Below are 19181 nucleotides of genomic sequence, written 5' to 3' on the forward strand. Positions count from 1 at the left end.
CATTATTTAACGCCGCCGCGCCGATAATTACCCCATGAAACTCTGGTCAATCCGTGGCAACACGCAACGCCTCGACGGCGGCGCGATGTTCGGCAACGCACCGCGCGCGGTGTGGGAAAAATGGGCAGCACCCGACGATCTCAACCGTATCGAACTGGCCTGCCGGGCTTTGCTCGCCAGCCCGCTGGAAGGTCGCACGGTCCTGTTTGAAACGGGCATCGGTGCGTTCTTCGAACCGCGCATGCGCGAGCGCTACGGCGTGCAGGAAAGCGAGCACGTGCTGATGGAATCGCTGCGCGAGGCTGGCTTCGAGCATGAGGACATCGACGTGGTGGTGCTCAGTCACCTGCATTTCGATCATGCCGGCGGCCTGCTGGCGCCATGGTGCGAGGGCCGCGAACCGGAGTTGCTGTTCCCCAATGCCACCTTCGTGGTGGGCGCGGCGCATTGGCAACGTGCACTGCAGCCGCATCCGCGGGACCGTGCCAGTTTCATTCCCGAGCTGCCAGCGCTGCTGCAGGCCAGCGGGCGTCTGGAGATCGTCGATGGCGAGTACTCCAAGGCCCTGGGGCGCAGCGTGCGTTTCAGTTTCAGCGACGGGCATACGCCCGGCCTGATGTTGGCCGAAATCGCCGGTCCGGAAGGTGCGCAGGGCCAGCCTTACGGCGGCCTGGTGTTCTGCGCCGACCTGATACCGGGTCGCTCCTGGGTGCACGTGCCGATCACCATGGGCTATGACCGCAATGCCGAGCTGCTGATCGACGAGAAGCGCAGCTTTCTGGAAGACAAACTGGCGCGTGGCGTGCAGTTGTTTTTCACCCATGACCCGCAGGTGGCCATGGCCAGGGTCGGCCGCGATGAAAAGGGCCGTTTCGTGACCAGCCACGAGCAGGGCGAGCTGGTCGGCGCAGAGCTCTAGCCCCGCAACCGCAGCTCGCCGCACTCTGCCGAAGAACGGCGCCGCCACGGAGCGGGTAGGTGACGACCGTTGGTCGTCACGCTTCAGCGGCGCAGCCGTGCCGTTCGTTGTGCGCCCAAGCAACAGCGTGACGACCAACGGTCGTCACCTGCCATACCCACAGCTGCACCCACCCATGCCGCCTACGGTGGCGGCTCAGCCTACGCGCGTGCCGAAGATGCGGTCGCCGGCGTCGCCCAGACCCGGCAGAATGTACGCCTTGTCGTTGAGCTTTTCGTCGATGGCGGCCGTATAGATCTCCACGTCCGGATGCGCGGCCTGCACGGTGGCGATGCCTTCCGGTGCGGCCACCAGGAAAATCCCCTTGATGCGGCGTGCGCCGGCACGCTTGAGCATGTCGATGGTCGCCACCAGCGTACCGCCCGTGGCCAGCATCGGGTCCAGGATCAGCGCGTCGCGCTCTTCCAGGCGGCCGGTCAGACGCTCGAAGTACGGCACCGGCTGCAGGGTTTCCTCGTTGCGCTGCAGGCCCACCACGCTCACACGCGCAGCGGGAATCAGCGACAGCACGCCGCTGAGCATGCCCAGCCCCGCACGCAGGATCGGCACCACGGTGATCTTGGCCCCGGCGATGCGCTGCACGGTGACCGGGCCGGCCCAGCCGTCCATGGTGTGCGCCTCGGTCTCCAGGTCGGCCGTCGCCTCGTAGGCCAGCAACGTGCCCAGCTCGTTGGCCAGTTCACGGAAGTCCTTGGTGCTGAGCGCGGCGTTGCGCATCAGGCCGATCTTGTGCTGCACCAGCGGGTGGCGCACTTCGACGATGTTCATGGTTGCTTCTACGGCAGGGCGAGGGTGTCCATTTTGCCGCAGTGCCTGCAGCGGGGCCAGCCGATGACGTCGATGACGCTGTCATCAGGCCGCCCGGTGTCATGGCGGTGCAATCTCTTCGACATACCGTGCTCTCCCATTCTTGACACCGAATGGGGACACCACGTGCAGAACCGGAATCCGTTGGCAATCGCCATTGCCAGCACCCTCGCCCTGACACTCGGCGCCAGCGCGCAGGCCAGGGCGGATGTTGCGGCCAACGCCATCGACCTGGACCGGGTCGAAGTGCGTGCCCAGCTTGAGTCGCAGGTGCGCGCGGTAGACCTCAAGCGCAGCAGCAACGCCATCGAGGACGCGGTGTCCTCCGATGCGCTGGGGCAGTATCCGGACAAGAACGTGGCCGAGTCGCTGCAGCGGTTGCCGGGCGTGAGCGTGACGCGCGACCAGGGCGAGGGGCGCTTTGTGGTGGTGCGTGGCCTGGACGCCAACCTCAACAGCGTCAGCGTCGACGGCATCGCGGTGGGCACCCCGGAAGATTCCAGCCGTGCTGCGCCGCTGGATGTGATTCCCTCCGACTCCACCGAACGCCTGCGCGTGGTGAAGTCGCCGACGCCGGACATGCCCGGTGACAGCATCGGCGGCGCCATCCTGGTCGAATCGGCCTCGGCCTTCGACCGCGACGGCCGCAGTGTGCGCGGCAAGCTCGAAGCCAGTCATCAGTCGCTCTCCGGCCACACCAGCCCCAAGGCGGCGTTCAACTACAGCGAAGTGGTGGCCAACACGTTTGGCGTGGCGCTGGGCGTGAACTACCAGCAACGGCGTTTTGAATCGGACAACACCGAAGTGGAGTATGACGGCGAGCGCGATGCCCGCCCCGGTGATGTCACTGCCATCAACCTGCAGCACCGCAAGTATGAGATCGAACGCACGCGACTGGGCGCCAACCTCAATCTCGACTGGCGTCCGGATGCGGACAACCAGTACTACCTGCGCACGCTCTACAGCCGCTTCGACGATGCCGAGACCCGCCAGCGGGTGATCTTCAACTTCGACGAGGCCGACAGGGTGGCTACCGGCACCGACCAGTTCCGTCTGGACGACATGCCGGCCGATGGCATCGACAAGCGCATGCGCTACCGGACCAAAAAGGAAAATACCTTCGCCGTCAGCCTGGGGGGTGAGAACCGCCTGCGCGCGGCAGTGGTCGACTACAAGCTCGGCTACACCCGTACCGAAGAGCGGGTCGACGATGAAATGGAAGCGCGCTTCACCCTGGCCGGCGAGGACATGTCCGGCACGCTGGACCAGCGTGGGCGCCTGCCGCGCTACACCTTCAGCGATGCCGGCTGGCAGGACAACAACAACTACACGTTCGATCGCATGATCATCGGGCCCAAACAGGTCAACGACAGTGAACGCAGCGCGCAGGTCAACGTGCGCTTTGACGGCGACAACAGCAGCTACAGGTTCGGTCTGCTGGGCCGGTGGCGCGACCGTGACGTCAACGTCGACGAGGCCGAACTGCGGCGCGGGCCGGCGATCGATCTGTCCAGCTGGACCGCGGCATCGCCGTCGTTCCGCCACGGTACCTTCGGCCAGGGCATGAGCTCGGATGCAATGCGCCGTTACTGGGCACAGAACAGTGGCCAGTACAGCGCCCGCCCGCAGGACGTGGCGGGCAATGCGGTCACCTCGCTGGAAGAGGACTACACCGCACGCGAAGACATCTTCGCCAGTTACGCGATGGGTACCTGGGACATCGGCGCGCTGCGCATCATCGGCGGCGTGCGCGTGGAAAGCACCCGCTTCAAGGCCACCGGCAACAGCGTCGAGCTGGACGAGGGCGACGGCTATACGGTGAGCCCGGTAGTGGCCAACCGCAGCTACAGCAACGTGCTGCCCGGCCTGCACCTGCGTTATGACGCTGCCAACGACTGGGTACTGCGCCTGTCGGCCAACAAGACGGTCGCGCGCCCGTCCTTCGGCGACGTGTCGCCGCGTCGCGCGCTCAACCGCGGCGACGAGGAACTGCGCCTGGGCAACCCGGCGCTGGACCCGTACGAGTCGACCAACATCGACCTGTCGGTGGAAAAATACATCGGCACCTCGGGCATTGTCTCGCTGGGTCTGTTCCACAAGCGCATCGACGGCTACATCGTCCAGACCACCCGGCTCAACGACCCGGCCTACGATGGTCTGGATGTGACCACTTCGATCAACGGCGACAAGGCTACCGTGCGTGGTGTCGAGTTCAACTACCAGCAGCAGCTGGACTTCCTGCCGCCAGGGCTGGACGGGCTGCTGGTCGGTGCCAGCGGTACCTGGCTGGACACCGACTTCAACCCGGGTCTGGCTGACCGCAGCGGCGAAGACTTCACCCTGCCGCGCGCTTCAAAGCACGTCTACAGCGCCCATATCGGCTATGAGAAATATGGCCTGAGCACGCGTCTGGCGGCGGTCTACCGCAGCGAGTATCTGGATACGCTGGGCGCCGGCCGCGCGTTCGACATCCATGTGGCACCCAACACCCAGCTGGATTTCTCGCTGGACTACAAGTTCACCCCGCGCGTGAGCATGTACCTTGAAGCGCAGAACCTGCTGGACAAGCCGCTGGAGCTTTACCAGGGCACGCGCTCGCGCACTCTGCAGCTTGAAGAATATGGGCGTACCTACGCTGTTGGCCTGAAGGTGGCACTGTGATGATGCATCGTTCGATCCTGGTGGTCGCGCTGGCCACCGTCCTGCTGGCTGGCTGCAGCAGGCCGGCCACGTCCGAGTCCGGGCGGGCCGCCGGCCCGGCGGCCACCGACCTCGCCAGCGGAACGCGCGCGGTGGCCACCATCGCCGAGGCCTTCCTGAGCCCGATGACGCCCGATGACAACATCGACTCGCCCGCCAGCTGGCAGACACCGGACGGCAAGGTCTGGCTGATCGCCACGGCCAAGGCCACCGACAAGCTGGTGGTGTATGACGGCAGCACCGGCGCCCACCTGCGCGATGTGGGCAGTACGGGAACGGCACTGGGCCAGTTCGACCGCCCCAACGGCATCGCGGTGGTCGACGACCTGCTGTGGATCGTCGAGCGCGACAACCGCCGTGTGCAGGTGCTCTCGTTGCCGGAATTCAGGCCGCTGGCGGTGTTCGGTGAGCGAGAGCTGCGCAAGCCCTATGGCCTGTGGGTGGACAAGCGCAGCGACGGTTACACGCTGTACGTCACCGACTCCTGGGTCGACGGCGAGGATGCCGAGGGCAACGACATCCTGCCGCCGCTGGCCGAGCTGGACAAGCGTGTGCGCCAGTACCACGTCAGCCGCGAGGGCGACGCGATCAGCGCGCAGCTGGCCGCCAGCATCGGCGACACCAGCGAGGCCGGCGCACTGCGCGTGGTCGAGTCGATCTGGGGCGACCCGAAGAACGATCGGCTGCTGATCGCCGAAGAGGACGAGACCTACGCCAATGAGTTCAAGGTCTACACGCTGGCAGGCCGCTTCACCGGCGCTACCTTCGGCCGCGATGTGTTCAAGGCGCAGGCCGAGGGCGTGACCCTGCGCACCTGCGGCAGCGAGGGCTGGTGGATCACCACCGAGCAGGGCAAGGGGCGCAGCGTGTTCCACCTGTTCGACCGGCATACGCTCAAGCCGGTGGGCGCCTTCCAGGGCAACACCGTGGCCAACACCGACGGCATCTGGTCGATGCAGCAACCCAGCGCTCGTTTCCCGCAGGGTGCGTTGTATGCGGTGCATGACGACCAGGGCGTGGTGGCATTTGACTGGCAGGACATCGCTGGACAGCTTTCACTGCCGTTGGAGTGTGGCGCATGAACACGTTGATCAAAGGCACCCACATTGCCGCGCTGGCCCTGCTGCTTGCCGCACCGGTGTCGACCTGGGCGGCCAGGGAGGCGTCGCGCGTCGAGCCCAACACCCAGGTACCCGCCGGCAACCCGCATCATGCCGCAGGTGCGCTGCCCGACCGCATCGTGGCCACGCCCGCCGCCGACGCGGCCCATGGCTTCGCGGTGGCCTGGCGTACCGACGCCTCGGTGCAGGCACCGCTGCTGGAGATCGCGGTGGCCGGTGACTCACCGGCCATCGGGCCGGTGCGCCGGATCACCGCGGGCAGCCGTGCGTTGCAGAGCGAGAATGGCCTGTCCCACCATCACCGCGCCGATGTCGAAGGACTGCAGCCGGATACCCTCTACGTCTACCGCGTGCAGGGGCAGGGCAGCTGGAGCGCCTGGAACCAGCTGCGCACCCCGGCCGCGGCCGGCAAGCCTCTGACCCTGCTGTACTTCGGCGACACCCAGAACAAGAACGTCAGTCATGTGAGCCGGGTCATCCGCGCGGCGCAGAAAGCCGCCCCGCAGGCGACGGTGAGCCTGTTTGCGGGCGACCTGGTCAGTGGCGGCGATGGGGCCGACGACAACGAGTGGGGCGAGTGGTTTGCCGCCACCGGATGGCTGGCCCAGGAGACCCTGGTCGCGCCGGCGATCGGCAACCACGAGTACTTCGAGGAGTTCGAGGACACCCTACAGGAGCGGCGCGTGCTCGGCCGGCACTGGCCGGTGACCTTCGCGCTGCCGCGCAACGGCGCGCCGGGCGTGGCTGACACCACCTACTGGTTCGACGTGCAGGACGTGCGCATCGCCGTGCTCGATGGCACCTCCGCGCTCGACCTGGGCACCGCGCAGGCGCAGGCCAAGTGGCTGGACGGCGTGCTCGCCGACAACCCGCATCCGTGGAGCATCGTGCTGTTGCACCAGCCGTTCTACTCGCCCCGCGAAGGCAGGCAGAACGTCGCGCTGCAGCAGGTGCTGCTGCCGGTGGTGCGTCGGCACAACGTCGACCTGGTGCTGCAGGGCCATGATCACACCTACGGTCGTCGGGGTGAAGGACAGGCGCCCACGCCGCAGTACGTGGTGACCGTGGCCGGTCCAAAGCAGTACCGGCTTTCGGACGAGGCCAGGGCCACCATGGCCCCGGTCGGCGAGGATACCCAGCTGTTCCAGGTGCTCACCATCGACCCCAGCCACCTGCGTTACGAAGCACGCACGGTCACCGGGCGACGCTACGACGCGTTCGAGCTGACCCGCAGTCCGGACGGACGCAAGCAGCGGCGGGAGCTCACCGAAGGCCGCATCGCACCACGCGATTGCGGGCGCGAACAGACGCTCAAAGGCCGCACGGACCGCTGCTGGGAATGATCATCACCGGCTGTGCCACGCCGGTGGCGCAGTCTGTTTTCTTTCAATGCACGCCGGAGGTGCTGGATGCAGCTGCAACGAGGATGGTCGATGGCCGCACTGACCCTGGGCCTGGTGTTGATGGTCGGTGCCAGTGTGGCCGCTGACGCGGTACTGCACCCGTTCCTGACCGCGCAGCCGAAACAGGCGCCGGCCGAAGTGAACCTGGCCGTGGAGATTCCAGCAGGCAGCTTCACCAAGTACGAGATCAAGGAAGACGGGCTGGTCCATGTGGACCGCTTCCAGTCGATGCCGGTCGCGTATCCGGCCAACTATGGCTCGATGCCGCGTACCCTGGCCGGTGACAACGACCCGCTTGACGCACTGGTGCTGACCCGCGAACCCCTGCATCCGGGCGTGATCGTGCGCTTCCGCCCGATCGGCTACCTGAAGATGCTCGACGGTGGCGAGCACGATGAGAAGGTCATCGGCGTGCCCACCGACAAGGTGGACCCCAGCTATGCCGGCATCCGGGATCTGGACGACCTGCCGATGATCGAACGCCAGCGTATCGAGGCCTTTTTCCGCATCTACAAGGATCTGCCGGCTGGGCGCAATCCGGTGCAGCTTGGCGGCTGGGGCAACGCCGCCGAGGCCCGCCAGCTGATCACCGAGGCCATGCAGCGCTTCGACGCGGCGCGCTGAAGCGCTCGGGCCGCGCGGCACTCGAGGTCGTCAACGGCCTACCTGGCCTTCACCCCTGATGACTATGCTATGCGCCTTGTCATCAAGGGTGTGCCTGTGTCTGTAGCATTGCTGTGGTTCCGCCGCGACCTGCGCCTGCAGGACAATCCCGCGTTGCAGGCCGCGCTCGACGCCGGGCATACGGTCGTGCCGGTCTACATCCACGCACCCGCCGAAGAGGGCGAGTGGGCGCCAGGCGCTGCCAGCAACGCGTGGCTGCATCGCTCACTGGCGGCGCTGGATGCCGACCTGCGTGCACGTGGCTCATCGCTGGTGCTTGCCGAGGGCGGCAGCCAGCAGGTGCTTGAACAGCTGATCGCGCAGACCGGTGCCGAAGCGGTTTACTGGAACCGCAAGTACGAGCCGGCGACCCAGCCGCGCGACGCGGCGATCAAGAAGGCACTGCAGGAACAGGGGCTGTTGGTGCAGAGCTGCAACGGCAGCCTGCTGTTCGAGCCGTGGGAACTGGCCACCCAGCAGGGCAACCCGTACAAGGTGTTCACTCCGTTCTGGCGCACGGCGCTGACCCGCTGGCGCCTGCCCGCACCACAGGCCGCGCCCAAGCGGATGGTCGCCCACGGCGTGGACGGCCTTGCACTGGACACGCTGGCTCTGGCGCCTTCGCTGGGCTGGGACGCCGGGTTCTGGGAACACTGGCAGCCGGGGGAAGCCGGCGCGCATGAGGCGATCACCGTGTTCGTCGACGGTGCCTTGAACGGCTACCGCCAACAGCGCGACCTGCCCGACCGGGTGGGCACCTCGCTGCTGTCACCGCACCTGCATTTTGGCGAAATCGCACCGTGGGCTGCCGCCCATGCACTGGAAGCCGAGCGCAGTGCCGGCCGCAATGCCGACATTGACGCCTGGCTGCGCGAACTGGGCTGGCGCGAGTTCGGTTACCACCTGCTGCATCATTTTCCGCAGACCCCAACCCGGAATCTCAACCCGCGCTTTGACACCTTCAAGTGGGCATCGCCCAGCAAGGCCCAGTTGCAGGCGTGGCAGCGGGGGCGCACCGGTGTCCCCATCGTCGACGCCGGTCTGCGCGAGCTCTGGCACACCGGCTACATGCACAACCGCGTACGCATGATCGTTGCCAGCTACCTGTGCAAGCACATGCGCGCGCACTGGCTGGAGGGCGCGCGCTGGTTCTGGGACACACTGGTGGACGCCGACCTGGCCAACAACACCATGGGCTGGCAGTGGGTGGCCGGCACCGGTGCCGACGCGGCGCCGTATTTCCGGGTGTTCAACCCGGTCACCCAGTCGGAGAAGTTCGACCCGCAGGCGCGCTACATCAGCCGTTGGGTGCCCGAGCTGGCCGCGCTTCCGTTGAAGGCACGGTTCGCGCCGTGGCAGCACCCGCAGCTGCTGGCCGAGCATGCGCCGGACTATCCGCGCTCCCCGCTGGTCGACCTGGCCGCGGGCCGCGACGCGGCGCTGGCCGCCTACCGGCACACCAGCACTACCTCCGCAGAAAGCTGAACGGGGCCCGGAATGGAGGCCCGGTCATCATCCCGGCATCGCGTGCGCGTGGTTATGCTCCCCGCCACCGCATGCCGGCTGGTCCGGTCAACAAGGAGAGCTCCATGATTCGAAACACCACCCGTAATGTAGCCGTGTCCCTGATGGTCGCCGCCGCGCTGTCAGCCTGCGCGACCGGTGGCTCCTATGTGCAGAGCGACCAGTACGGCAACCAGACCGAGCAGCAGAACCGCACCGGTCGTGGTGCCTTGATCGGTGCCGCCATCGGTACCGCTGCCGGTCTGCTCAGCGGCAACAGCGCGACCGAGCGTCGCCAGCACGCCATGATCGGCGCGGGCATCGGCGCGCTGGGCGGCGCAGCCGTGGGCAATTACCAGGACCGCCAGGAACGCGCGCTGCGTGAGCGCACCGCCAACACCGGCATCGATGTGTCCCGCGACGGCGACAACATCATGCTCAACCTGCCCGACGGCATCACGTTTGATTTCGGCAAGTCGACCCTCAAGCCGCAGTTCTACGGCTCGCTCAACGGCGTGGCCAAGACGCTGGCCGAGTACAACCAGACCATGATCGAAGTGGTCGGTCACACCGACAGCGTGGGCAGCGATGCGGTGAACAACCGTCTGTCCAAGGAACGTGCTGATTCGGTGGCCGCTTACCTCAACGGGCAGGGTGTGCAGCAGGCGCGTATTGAAACCCTCGGTGCCGGTAAAGCCTATCCGATCGCCGACAACAGCACCGATGCGGGCCGTGCGAAGAATCGCCGCGTCGAGATCCGCGTGATTCCGCTGACTCAGTAATCCGCAGCGCAGGTTGTGTTACGGCCTGGCCGCAACGAAATGCCGCCCTCGTAGGCGGCATTTCTGTAAGCGCAGGCCACTGGTCGGCATCCATTGAACGACCAGATTTCATACTTCAACCCGCATTCGCAACGCTGATCTGCAAAGCCCTTACGCACGAATCGATCAGTTTCAACAGTATGAGTCATTGCACGCCAGCAGAGCACGAAACCGTATGGTCAACGGCGGACGTTACAATACCGTCTGCGTCTCTCACGGTGCTTCTCAATGTGAAGGTTGCAGGGGGGTTGGTATTGGGTGCGTCGCAGTAGAACGTGGGCGTAATCACGTTATCGACGGCCGTCCTGAACGAGTTGGTTTTCGTGCGGCACTTCCAGTTCGGTGGGCAGATGACGGGTACGAGCACCACCGTAACCGGGAAGCGCGGGTGTCCCTGCAGGGTTACAGGGACAGGCAGCCTTACACGAAATTTCCCCGAAACGGAGGGAATGGAGGCGATCTTGAACGGCGAGCATTCGGTCTCACCCTTCTTGAAAGTCCTGTAGCCTTTTTCAACGCCGCGCATCGCAGCGGCGCGAAAAACTGAACTCTGGAGGGCTTTCGAGTCGTCTACGTTACTGTGGAAGCCAATTTCGACCAGTGTAGTGGGCATCGCTGCCTCCCGTACCTCGCCATAGTTTGTGCCGTCTCTGACACCGGGTCGAATTGGGTACGTGGCGTAGGATGGCAGCTGTTGAATCTGCTCGGTGACATAGCAATGGATATTTGAGCCAAGCTGGTATGAATTGGGGTCATCAATGTTGGCAATGATAGTCGCGCCGCGAGCAGAAGGATTGTCACTGGCATCGGTATGGAGGGAGATCAATGTCCCGGCATTGATATAATTTGCGTACTCTGGTCGCGCCCTGATATCTTCATCATATTCGCGAAGATAACCTCGAGATGGCGGCTTCCGATTCGGCGATCCATTTGGAAACTTATTCCAGATCTTTTCCCCCAGGCTCGGGTAGAGTCGTTTAAGATGATAGCGCGCACCGAGTTCAGCCCATGCGAGTCCGCTCTCAGGGTCTATCTCGGCATTGCCTATGTCGCGAGTATGATGGATCGTGGTGATAGTGTCAGAGCTTCGCTGCGCCAATAAGCGTGCGAGAGTCGAGGAATACCCTGGTGTGACAGTGTCTTCGTAGACGTCCGTTGTTCCAGCGTACGGTGTAGGACGTTGATGGCGCCAGGTTTCATCAGCATGGTGGAGATAACGGCCATGCCCGGGATTAAGGACAACCGAACCCGGTACAGATGTGATGACAGCAGGGGGTGTCCCAGTGGTTTTCTTTGTCGAGTGCTCCGGCGGATATATCTCATTGAGATGCCTGCCGCCAATTCGAATCTTGACATAGCGAAATCTTACCAGTCCAGCTATCAGCTCATACGCTTCATTCTCGACGTCTCTAAGCTTGGCACCTAATTCCTCGCTGAAGACCGGCGCATCCTTTGGTAAGTAGCCAGCGCCGAGGTCGATCCACACCACACCAGTGACGGGATCGGCGGTGACCACGACCGTGATTTGCGCTGCCTGAGTTGGCAGGCGCTCTTGATGGTCAACGAATCTCTGCAGCGCGGGTTCAATCTCGCTGGCCAATGCTTGGCTATTCTGGATGGTGAGTGGCGGGATATCCGAACTCACCCCTGCTTGCCCGTAGGCGCCCAGGCTGAATGTCGAGACAAATACACTGCCGAAGGCAAGCATCAAGCACGTTTCACAACGTATTCTGTTCATGATTCATCTTTCAGTTTAAGCGGGATTATCCATGAGTAACGGATCTCTGCTGGCGCAAGCAGGAGTAGAGGCGCGCTTGGATTGCGGCAACGCACATTGTCTGCGTCACGTCGCAGGGCATTGCTCCGATCACCTGATCAAGGTGAGATGCGGCTTCATCTATCAGTAGCGCTCGACCGATATAGAGCATCCGATGGCGACTCTGAATCTAGATAGACGCAGTATCGCGATGGACGGCAGCGCTGAGTGCACTGCGTTCACGAAGATATTCTGCGGTTTGAGTCGTGAGTGACCAATAGGCTTAGTCCCCATCTGCGTGTCGGAAGATTCGCAAAATTAGGCGCCGACAGCGTGGGCAGCGATGCAATGAACAACCGCCTGTCCAAGGAACGTGCCGATTCGGTGGCCGCCTACCTCAATGGGCAGGGCGTACTGCTGGCCCGTATTGAAACGCTCGGTGCCGGCAAGGCCTATCCGATCGCCGACAACAGCACCGATGCGGGCCGCGCGAAGAATCATCGTGTCGAGATCCGCGTGATTCCGCTGACCCAGTAATCCGCAGCGCAGGTTGCACTGCAGCACAATGCCGCCCAAGAGGGCGGCATTTTTGTGTTCGCACCTGCTCACGAGCAATGACAACCAACGGTCGTCACCTGCCGGTGGCGTGCGCTCCGGGTCAGGCGGCGGTGGCTGTTTCCAGAATGCGCTTGCCGGTCGCTTCCAGCTCGGCTTCAAGCTTCTCGTTCTGCTGCTGGGCGTACTTGGCCGCCGGGCACTGCGAGAGCATGTAGTTGGCGTCGAAGTTGAGCTTGTCCACCAGGAAGTCGACAAACGCTCGCACCTTCGGCGAGACCAGCCGGCCCCCGGCGAAGACGGCGTTGAAGTCCACATCCGGTCCGGTCCAGCCGGCCAGCACCCGGCGCACCATGCCGGTCTCGATGAAGGGCTTGGCCATCACATCGCCGGTCAGCAGCAGGCCTTCGCCACAGACCAAGGCACCGTTGAGCGCTGACGGATCGTTGGCCACCATCAGCGGATTGACCGGGAAATCACGCAGTTCGCCGCCGTTCTCACCGAGCTGCCAGGTGATGCGTCCGGGATGGGTATGGTGCGCCTTGCGCATCGCCAGGATGCGATGGAACTGCAGTTCGTCCGGGTGCAACGGCTCGCCATGCCGCTCGATGTAGGACGGGCTGGCAAACACCTGGGTACGCAGCGTGCCGAGCTTGCGTGCCACCAGGTTGGAGTCGGGCAGGGCGCCCACGCGCAGGGCGAGGTCGGCTTCGCCGGAAATCAGATCAAGCTTTTCGTTGCCCAGATGCATGTCCAGCTTGATCTCCGGGTACAGCGCGTGGAACTGCCCCAGCAGCGGTGCGATCCAGGTGATCCCGATCGAATAGGGCACGGTGAAGCGCAGCCAGCCACGCGGGCCGGACTGCAGCTGGTTGACCGCGCTTTCGGCTTCTTCCAGCTCGCGTGCGATGCGCTGGCAGTGCTCGTGGTAGATCGAGCCGGCTTCGGTCAGGCCAAGCCGGCGTGTGGTCCGGTGCAGCAGACGTGCGCCCAGCCGCGATTCCAGCTCCTGCACCTTGCGGCTGACCGTGGTCTTGGGCAGGCCCAGCGACTTGGCAGCGGCGATGAAGCTGCCCTGCTCGACCACTTTGACGAAGATCAGCGTTTCGTTGAGATCGTGGGACATGGTCGGGCTCCTGGACGGCGGGGACGCGCTTATGGTGACAAAAAGATTGGACCGCGAGCGGGATGATTATTCCCCTTAATCAGGACTAATCAAGTAGGAGTTAGGGGGCTAAGGTGGCGCCATTCCCGTGATGGAGCTGGCCAACCATGAGCCTCCGCAACATTCTGAACACCCTGCGCGGCCTGCGCCGCAGCACGCTGGACCAGGCGATGACCGTCGAGGCGCGCCCGAGTTCATTGATCCACAAGGACTTTCGCGAGTTCACCGCGCCGGCCAGGAGCCAGCGCGGCGGTGCGATTCGACTGACCGGGCGCACGCCCGACCGCTTGGCGCGAATCGGGATAATCCCATCAGCGGGAGTAAATATCCCGTGAATGGGACGCTCGCTCCCGAAGTGCTGGTGCTGGGCGGCACCGGCGCGCTCGGCCAGGGGCTGGTAGCGGCGCTGCTGGAGGCGGGCAGCCCGGTGCTGGTCGTCGGCCGCGATCCTGCACGGCTTGCCGCCCTGAGCGAACAGTTCGCCGACGAGCCGGGGCTGCAGACCCTGCTGGGCTCGTTGGCCGACGATGGCTCGGCCCGCACGTTGGCCCAGCGCGTAGCCGCGCGGCCCCGGCCACTGGCGGCGGTGGTGGCGGCGATGGCCGGTCCCTACAACCGTGGCCGCGTCATCGACCGCAGCGGTGACGCCCTGCTGCAGGCGCTGCAGCTGGACCTGATGCCGCACGTCCACGCGGCCCGCCACCTGCTGCCGCTGCTGCAGAACCAGGTTCAGCCGCGCCGCTACGTGATGCTTGGCAGTCCCGCCGCGGTCAAGCCATGGGCCGGCTACGGCGAAACCTCGATCACGGCCGCTGCGCTGCGCATGTATGCCCAGGTGGTGCACCAGGAAGCACAGTCGCTGGGCGTGCGGGTGCAGATGCTCGATGTCAGTGACCCGGTGTGCACCCCGGTCAACGCGGCCAACGCCTGCAGCGAGTGGCCCAGCGCGTTGCTGATCGGGCGTCGGCTGGTTTCGCTGCTCGATGGCTGTACCGACAACCGCGCCATCGTGCGCTGTGATTCGCGCGACGCGCAGCTGCCCAGCCGACTGCTGAAGCTCGACGCGCCGCCGCCACGTCCCTTGGCTGCCGACTGCGCTTGACCTCAACGTTGGTTGAGGTTGCACCATCCTGCCGCCGCGTCGAAAGGCGCCTCCGCATCACCGTCTACGTATCACCACCCCTTATGGATACCTTCCCCATGACATCCCAGTCCTCATTCCAACGACGTACCCGCCAGCTCGCACTGGTCGGTGTCTCCGCGCTGGCCCTGGCGGTGCTGACCGCCTGCAGCGGCAGCACGGCCGGCGAGGCCGGCGCACCGCCGCCGCCGGAGGTCAGCGCAGCACCGGTGCTGGTCAAGCAGGTCAGCCAGTGGGACGACTTCAGCGGCCGCGTGCAGGCGGTGGAAAGTGTCGAGCTGCGCCCTCGCGTCTCGGGCTACATCGACAAGGTCAACTATGTCGAAGGCCAGGAAGTGAAGAAGGGCGATGTGCTGTTCACCATCGACGCGCGCAGCTACCAGGCCGAGTACGCCCGCGCCCAGGCCGAGCTGGCCCGTGCGCGCACCCAGGCATCGCTGGCGCGCAGTGAATCCGAGCGTGCCAAGCGCTTGTCCGATCAGCAGGCCATCTCCACCGAGACCTGGGAACAGCGCCGCGCCACCGCCGAACAGGCCACCGCCCAGGTCCAGGCGGCGCAGGCCGCGCTGGCATCGGCGGCGCTGAACCTTGAGTTCACCAAGGTGCGTGCCCCGATCAACGGTCGTGCCGGCCGCGCCATGGTCACTGCTGGCAATCTGGTCAGTGCCGGTGATGCGGCCAGTGTGCTGACCACGCTGGTTTCGCTGGACACCGTGCACGTCTACTTCGATGCTGACGAAGCCACGTTCCTGCGCTATACGCAGATGGCGCGTGCCGGCCAGCGGCCCAGCGAGCGCGACCAGGCGCTGCCGGTGCGCGTGGGCCTGAGCGGCGAGCAGGGCTACCCGCACGAAGGCAAGGTCGACTTCCTCGACAACCAGGTCACCCGCAGCACCGGCACCATCGGAGTGCGCGCACTGCTGGACAACAAGGACCGCCAGTTCACCCCGGGCCTGTTCGCCCGCGTCCAGCTGCTCGGCAGTGGTCGCTTCGAGGCCGTGCTGGTGGACGACAAGGCGGTGCTGACCGACCAGGACCGCAAGTACGTGTACGTGGTCGACAAGGATGGCAAGGCACAACGCCGCGATGTGCAGCTGGGGCGTACCGCCGACGGTCTGCGCATTGTCGAGCAGGGCCTGAGCGCCGGCGACAGGGTCATCGTCGATGGCGTGCAGAAGGTGTTCATGCCCGGCATGCCGGTGCAGGCCAAGGCCGTGGCGATGCAGGCGCCTGCTGTGGCCCCGCGTGCCGATGGACAGACCGCTGCGCTGAACTGACCGAATCGACCGCCGCCTGATGCTGCAGCACCTGCCCCCCGGGCAGGTGCCGGGCAGCTGCATGCCGGCGTCCGCCAGATCCCAAGGACATCCCATGGATTTCTCACGCTTTTTCATCGACAGGCCGATCTTTGCGGCGGTGCTGTCGATCATCATCTTCGCCGCTGGCCTGATCACCATTCCGATCCTGCCGATCAGCGAATACCCCGATGTCGTGCCGCCTTCGGTGGTGGTGCGCACCGTCTACCCCGGCGCCAACCCGAAGGTCATCGCCGAGACCGTCGCCACGCCGCTTGAAGAAGCGATCAACGGCGTTGAGGGCATGATGTACCTCAAGTCGGTGGCCGGCTCGGACGGTGTGCTGCAGATGACCGTCACCTTCCGCCCCGGCACCGACCCGGACGACGCGGCGGTGAAGGTGCAGAACCGTGTGGCCCAGGCGCAGGCGCGTCTGCCCGAGGACGTGCGCCGCCAGGGTGTGACCACGCAGAAGCAGTCGCCCACCTTCCTGATGGTGGTGCACCTGACCTCGCCGGATGGAAAGTACGACACGCTGTACCTGCGCAACTACGCCCGCCTGCATGTCAAGGACGCGCTGGCGCGCATCCAGGGCGTTGGTGACGCACAGATCTTCGGCGGCGGCGACTACGCCATGCGCGCCTGGCTCGACCCGGACAAGGTCGCCTCGCGCGGCCTGACCGCCAGCGATGTGGTGCGCGCCATGCGCGAGCAGAACGTGCAGGTCTCCGCCGGCCAGCTTGGTGCCGAGCCGATGCCCAACAGCCAGTTCCTGACCCTGATCAATGCGCAGGGGCGCCTGCGCAGCGAGCAGGAGTTTGGTGACATCGTGCTCAAGAGCGGCAGCGATGGCGAAGTCGTGCGTCTTTCCGACGTGGCCCGGCTGGAACTGGGTGCCGGCGATTACACCCTGCGCTCGCAGCTTGACGGCAAGAACGCGGTGGGCATCGGCATCTTCCAGGCACCGGGCGCCAATGCGCTGGAGATCCGCGATGCGGTGATCGGCACGATGGACCAGATGCAGAAGACCTTCCCGGCCGACGTCAAGTACGAAGCGGTGTATGACACCACCATCTTCGTGCGCGACTCGATCAAGTCGGTGGTGTCCACCCTGCTTGAAGCGATCGGCCTGGTGGTGCTGGTGGTGATCCTGTTCCTGCAGACCTGGCGCGCTTCGATCATCCCGCTGATCGCCGTGCCGGTCTCGGTGGTGGGCACCTTTGCCGCGCTGTACCTGCTGGGCTTCTCGATCAACACGCTCACCCTGTTCGGGCTGGTGCTGTCCATCGGCATCGTGGTCGATGATGCGATCGTGGTGGTGGAAAACGTTGAACGCAACATCGAAGAGGGCCTCTCCCCGATGGCCGCCGCGCACCAGGCCATGCGTGAGGTCTCCGGGCCGATCATCGCCATTGCCCTCGTGCTGTGCGCGGTATTCGTGCCGATGGCCTTCCTGTCCGGTGTCACCGGCCAGTTCTACAAGCAGTTCGCGGTGACCATCGCCATTTCCACGGTGATCTCGGCGATCAACTCGCTGACCCTGTCACCGGCGCTGGCTGCGCGCCTGCTCAAGGCACACGGTGCCCCCAAGGATGGCCCAACGCGCCTGATCGACCGCCTGTTCGGCTGGGTGTTCCGTCCCTTCAACCGCTTCTTCAAGACCAGCTCGGACAAGTATGAGCGTGGCGTATCGAAGATCCTCGGCCGTCGCGGCGCCGTGTTTGTCGTGTACGCCGTATTGCTGCTGGGTACCGGCATGATGTTCAAGCTGGTGCCGCCGGGCTTCATTCCCACCCAGGACAAGCTGTACCTGATTGCCGGTGTGAAGCTGCCCGAAGGCGCCTCCATCGCCCGCACTGACGCGATGCTCAAGAAGGTAGCCGACATCGCCCGCGAAACCGACGGCGTGGCCCACACCATTTCCTTCCCCGGTCTGAATGCCCTGCAGTTCACCAACACGCCCAACACCGGTGTGGCCTTCATTCCGCTCAAGCCCTTCGCCGAGCGCAATGGACGCACCGCCGCGCAGATCAACGCCGAGATCAACCAGAAGATCGCCGGTCTGCAGGAAGGCTTCGCGTTTTCGATGATGCCGCCGCCCATCCTGGGGCTGGGCAACGGCAATGGCTACCAGATGTTCATCGAAGATCGCGGCAATCTGGGCTACGGTGCGCTGCAGAATGCCGTGCAGGCCATGCAGGGCGCGGTGGCGCAGACCCCGGGCATGGCCTTCCCGATCACCAGCTACCAGGCCAACGTGCCGCAGCTTGATGCCGAGGTCGACCGGGTCAAGGCCAAGGCCCAGGGCGTGCAGCTCACCGAACTGTTCGACACCCTGCAGACCTACCTCGGCTCGGCCTACGTCAACGACTTCAACGAGTTTGGCCGCACCTGGCAGGTGATCGCCCAGGCCGATGGCCAGTTCCGTGACAACGTCGAGGACATCGGCCGCCTGCGTACCCGCAACGACCGTGGCGAGATGGTGCCGATCGGGTCGATGGTCACCGTGCGGCAGACCTTCGGCCCGGACCCGGTGCTTCGCTTCAACGGCTACCCGGCTGCCGACCTGGCCGGTGAGGCCGACCCGCGCCTGCTGTCCTCGGCCCAGGCGATGGGCAAGCTCAACGAGATCGCTCAGCAGGTGCTGCCGGCCGGCATGACCACCGAGTGGACCGACCTGAGCTACCAGCAGGCCACCCAGGGCAACGCTGCGCTGGTGGTGTTCCCGGTGGCGGTGATGCTGGCCTTCCTGGTGCTGGCGGCGCTGTACGAAAGCTGGAGCCTGCCGCTGGCGGTGATCCTGATCGTGCCGATGACCCTGCTGTCGGCGCTGTTCGGGGTGTGGATGACCGGTGGAGACAACAACGTGTTCGTGCAGGTCGGGCTGGTCGTGCTGATGGGTCTGGCGTGCAAGAACGCGATCCTGATCGTCGAGTTCGCCCGCGAACTGGAAATGGCCGGCAAGGGCATCGTGGAGTCGGCACTGGAGGCCTGCCGCCTGCGTCTGCGACCGATCGTGATGACCTCCATTGCCTTCATCGCCGGTACCGTGCCGCTGGTGCTTTCCCACGGCGCGGGTGCCGAGGTCCGCTCGGTCACCGGCATCACCGTATTCGCCGGCATGCTGGGTGTAACGCTGTTTGGCCTGTTCCTCACCCCGGTGTTCTATGTGGCCCTGCGCAAGTGGGTCACCCGCAATGGCGGCGGCCAGCTGGTCAGGCACGGCGAGCCGGCCCTGAAGCACTGACCATCTCTGACGTTGCAGCGGTGGG

At 65.1% G+C, this 19181-nt stretch carries 14 protein-coding genes and 1 pseudogene; 12 read left to right on the plus strand and 3 right to left on the minus strand.

Annotated features, from left to right (window positions below; all coding sequences use genetic code 11):
- Positions 1-34: 34 nt before the first annotated feature.
- Positions 35-919: an MBL fold metallo-hydrolase gene (locus tag RZA67_RS08100; protein ID WP_317212188.1), complete on the plus strand. Its 885-nt coding sequence runs from the start codon at positions 35-37 to the stop codon at positions 917-919.
- Between the two features lie 195 nt (positions 920-1114).
- Here RZA67_RS08100 and upp read toward each other — a convergent pair whose 3' ends face one another.
- Positions 1115-1747 (minus strand): uracil phosphoribosyltransferase, encoded by a 633-nt coding sequence (gene upp / locus RZA67_RS08105; protein WP_317212189.1) that lies wholly within the window; start codon positions 1745-1747, stop codon positions 1115-1117.
- A 165-nt stretch (positions 1748-1912) separates the two neighbouring features.
- On the opposite strand from upp, the gene RZA67_RS08110 reads away from it, so the two are divergent.
- From RZA67_RS08110 to RZA67_RS08135, 6 genes are all read left to right on the plus strand, one after another.
- Complete coding sequence (locus RZA67_RS08110; RefSeq protein ID WP_317212190.1) at positions 1913-4447, plus strand: TonB-dependent receptor; 2535 nt, start codon at positions 1913-1915, stop codon at positions 4445-4447.
- Positions 4448-4449: 2 nt separating this feature from the next.
- Complete coding sequence (locus tag RZA67_RS08115; RefSeq protein WP_317213959.1) at positions 4450-5568, plus strand: phytase; 1119 nt, start codon at positions 4450-4452, stop codon at positions 5566-5568.
- Positions 5565-6950 (plus strand): metallophosphoesterase family protein, encoded by a 1386-nt coding sequence (locus tag RZA67_RS08120; protein ID WP_317212191.1) that lies wholly within the window; start codon positions 5565-5567, stop codon positions 6948-6950. Before RZA67_RS08115 ends, RZA67_RS08120 begins: the two co-directional genes overlap by 4 nt.
- A 66-nt stretch (positions 6951-7016) precedes the next feature.
- Complete coding sequence (locus RZA67_RS08125) at positions 7017-7634, plus strand: inorganic diphosphatase (RefSeq protein WP_317212193.1); 618 nt, start codon at positions 7017-7019, stop codon at positions 7632-7634.
- A 96-nt stretch (positions 7635-7730) separates the two neighbouring features.
- The gene (locus RZA67_RS08130; protein WP_317213960.1) at positions 7731-9158 is read left to right on the plus strand and encodes a deoxyribodipyrimidine photo-lyase; all 1428 of its coding nucleotides are present in this window, start codon (positions 7731-7733) and stop codon (positions 9156-9158) included.
- Between the two features lie 104 nt (positions 9159-9262).
- A complete protein-coding gene (locus tag RZA67_RS08135) occupies positions 9263-9958 on the plus strand; it encodes an OmpA family protein (RefSeq protein ID WP_317212194.1) in 696 nt (231 codons plus the stop codon).
- A 184-nt stretch (positions 9959-10142) separates the two neighbouring features.
- Here the strand turns inward: RZA67_RS08135 and RZA67_RS08140 are convergent, their stop codons facing one another.
- A complete protein-coding gene (locus RZA67_RS08140; protein ID WP_317212196.1) occupies positions 10143-11735 on the minus strand; it encodes an N-acetylmuramoyl-L-alanine amidase in 1593 nt (530 codons plus the stop codon).
- A gap of 345 nt (positions 11736-12080) precedes the next feature.
- Between RZA67_RS08140 and RZA67_RS08145 the strand changes: the two are divergent.
- Positions 12081-12290 (plus strand): annotated as a pseudogene (locus tag RZA67_RS08145) (OmpA family protein); the annotation flags it as partial.
- Positions 12291-12411: 121 nt separating this feature from the next.
- On the opposite strand, the gene RZA67_RS08150 reads toward RZA67_RS08145, so the two are convergent.
- Complete coding sequence (locus RZA67_RS08150; RefSeq protein WP_317212197.1) at positions 12412-13434, minus strand: LysR family transcriptional regulator; 1023 nt, start codon at positions 13432-13434, stop codon at positions 12412-12414.
- A gap of 146 nt (positions 13435-13580) precedes the next feature.
- On the opposite strand from RZA67_RS08150, the gene RZA67_RS08155 reads away from it, so the two are divergent.
- The 4 genes from RZA67_RS08155 (at position 13581) to RZA67_RS08170 (ending at position 19156) form a co-directional block, all read left to right on the plus strand.
- The gene (locus tag RZA67_RS08155; protein WP_317212198.1) at positions 13581-13808 is read left to right on the plus strand and encodes a hypothetical protein; all 228 of its coding nucleotides are present in this window, start codon (positions 13581-13583) and stop codon (positions 13806-13808) included.
- Complete coding sequence (locus RZA67_RS08160; RefSeq protein WP_317212199.1) at positions 13805-14575, plus strand: SDR family oxidoreductase; 771 nt, start codon at positions 13805-13807, stop codon at positions 14573-14575. The genes RZA67_RS08155 and RZA67_RS08160 overlap by 4 nt, the downstream gene beginning before the upstream one ends.
- A 98-nt stretch (positions 14576-14673) precedes the next feature.
- The gene (locus tag RZA67_RS08165; RefSeq protein ID WP_317212200.1) at positions 14674-15891 is read left to right on the plus strand and encodes an efflux RND transporter periplasmic adaptor subunit; all 1218 of its coding nucleotides are present in this window, start codon (positions 14674-14676) and stop codon (positions 15889-15891) included.
- Positions 15892-15985: 94 nt separating this feature from the next.
- The gene (locus RZA67_RS08170; protein ID WP_317212201.1) at positions 15986-19156 is read left to right on the plus strand and encodes a multidrug efflux RND transporter permease subunit; all 3171 of its coding nucleotides are present in this window, start codon (positions 15986-15988) and stop codon (positions 19154-19156) included.
- Positions 19157-19181 lie beyond the last annotated feature (25 nt).

The organism is Stenotrophomonas sp. C3(2023) (assembly GCF_032911385.1).
Classification (GTDB): Bacteria; Pseudomonadota; Gammaproteobacteria; order Xanthomonadales; family Xanthomonadaceae; genus Stenotrophomonas.

Excerpts from the sequence above, each read along its gene's own strand:
- RZA67_RS08100 (WP_317212188.1), top strand. The coding sequence starts at position 35 with ATGAAACTCTGGTCAATCCGTGGCAACACGCAACGCCTCGACGGCGGC.
- upp (WP_317212189.1), bottom strand. The coding sequence starts at position 1,747 with ATGAACATCGTCGAAGTGCGCCACCCGCTGGTGCAGCACAAGATCGGC.
- RZA67_RS08115 (WP_317213959.1), top strand. The coding sequence starts at position 4,450 with ATGCATCGTTCGATCCTGGTGGTCGCGCTGGCCACCGTCCTGCTGGCT.
- RZA67_RS08120 (WP_317212191.1), top strand. The coding sequence starts at position 5,565 with ATGAACACGTTGATCAAAGGCACCCACATTGCCGCGCTGGCCCTGCTG.
- RZA67_RS08125 (WP_317212193.1), top strand. The coding sequence starts at position 7,017 with ATGCAGCTGCAACGAGGATGGTCGATGGCCGCACTGACCCTGGGCCTG.
- RZA67_RS08135 (WP_317212194.1), top strand. The coding sequence starts at position 9,263 with ATGATTCGAAACACCACCCGTAATGTAGCCGTGTCCCTGATGGTCGCC.
- RZA67_RS08140 (WP_317212196.1), bottom strand. The coding sequence starts at position 11,735 with ATGAACAGAATACGTTGTGAAACGTGCTTGATGCTTGCCTTCGGCAGT.
- RZA67_RS08150 (WP_317212197.1), bottom strand. The coding sequence starts at position 13,434 with ATGTCCCACGATCTCAACGAAACGCTGATCTTCGTCAAAGTGGTCGAG.
- RZA67_RS08155 (WP_317212198.1), top strand. The coding sequence starts at position 13,581 with ATGAGCCTCCGCAACATTCTGAACACCCTGCGCGGCCTGCGCCGCAGC.
- RZA67_RS08165 (WP_317212200.1), top strand. The coding sequence starts at position 14,674 with ATGACATCCCAGTCCTCATTCCAACGACGTACCCGCCAGCTCGCACTG.
- RZA67_RS08170 (WP_317212201.1), top strand. The coding sequence starts at position 15,986 with ATGGATTTCTCACGCTTTTTCATCGACAGGCCGATCTTTGCGGCGGTG.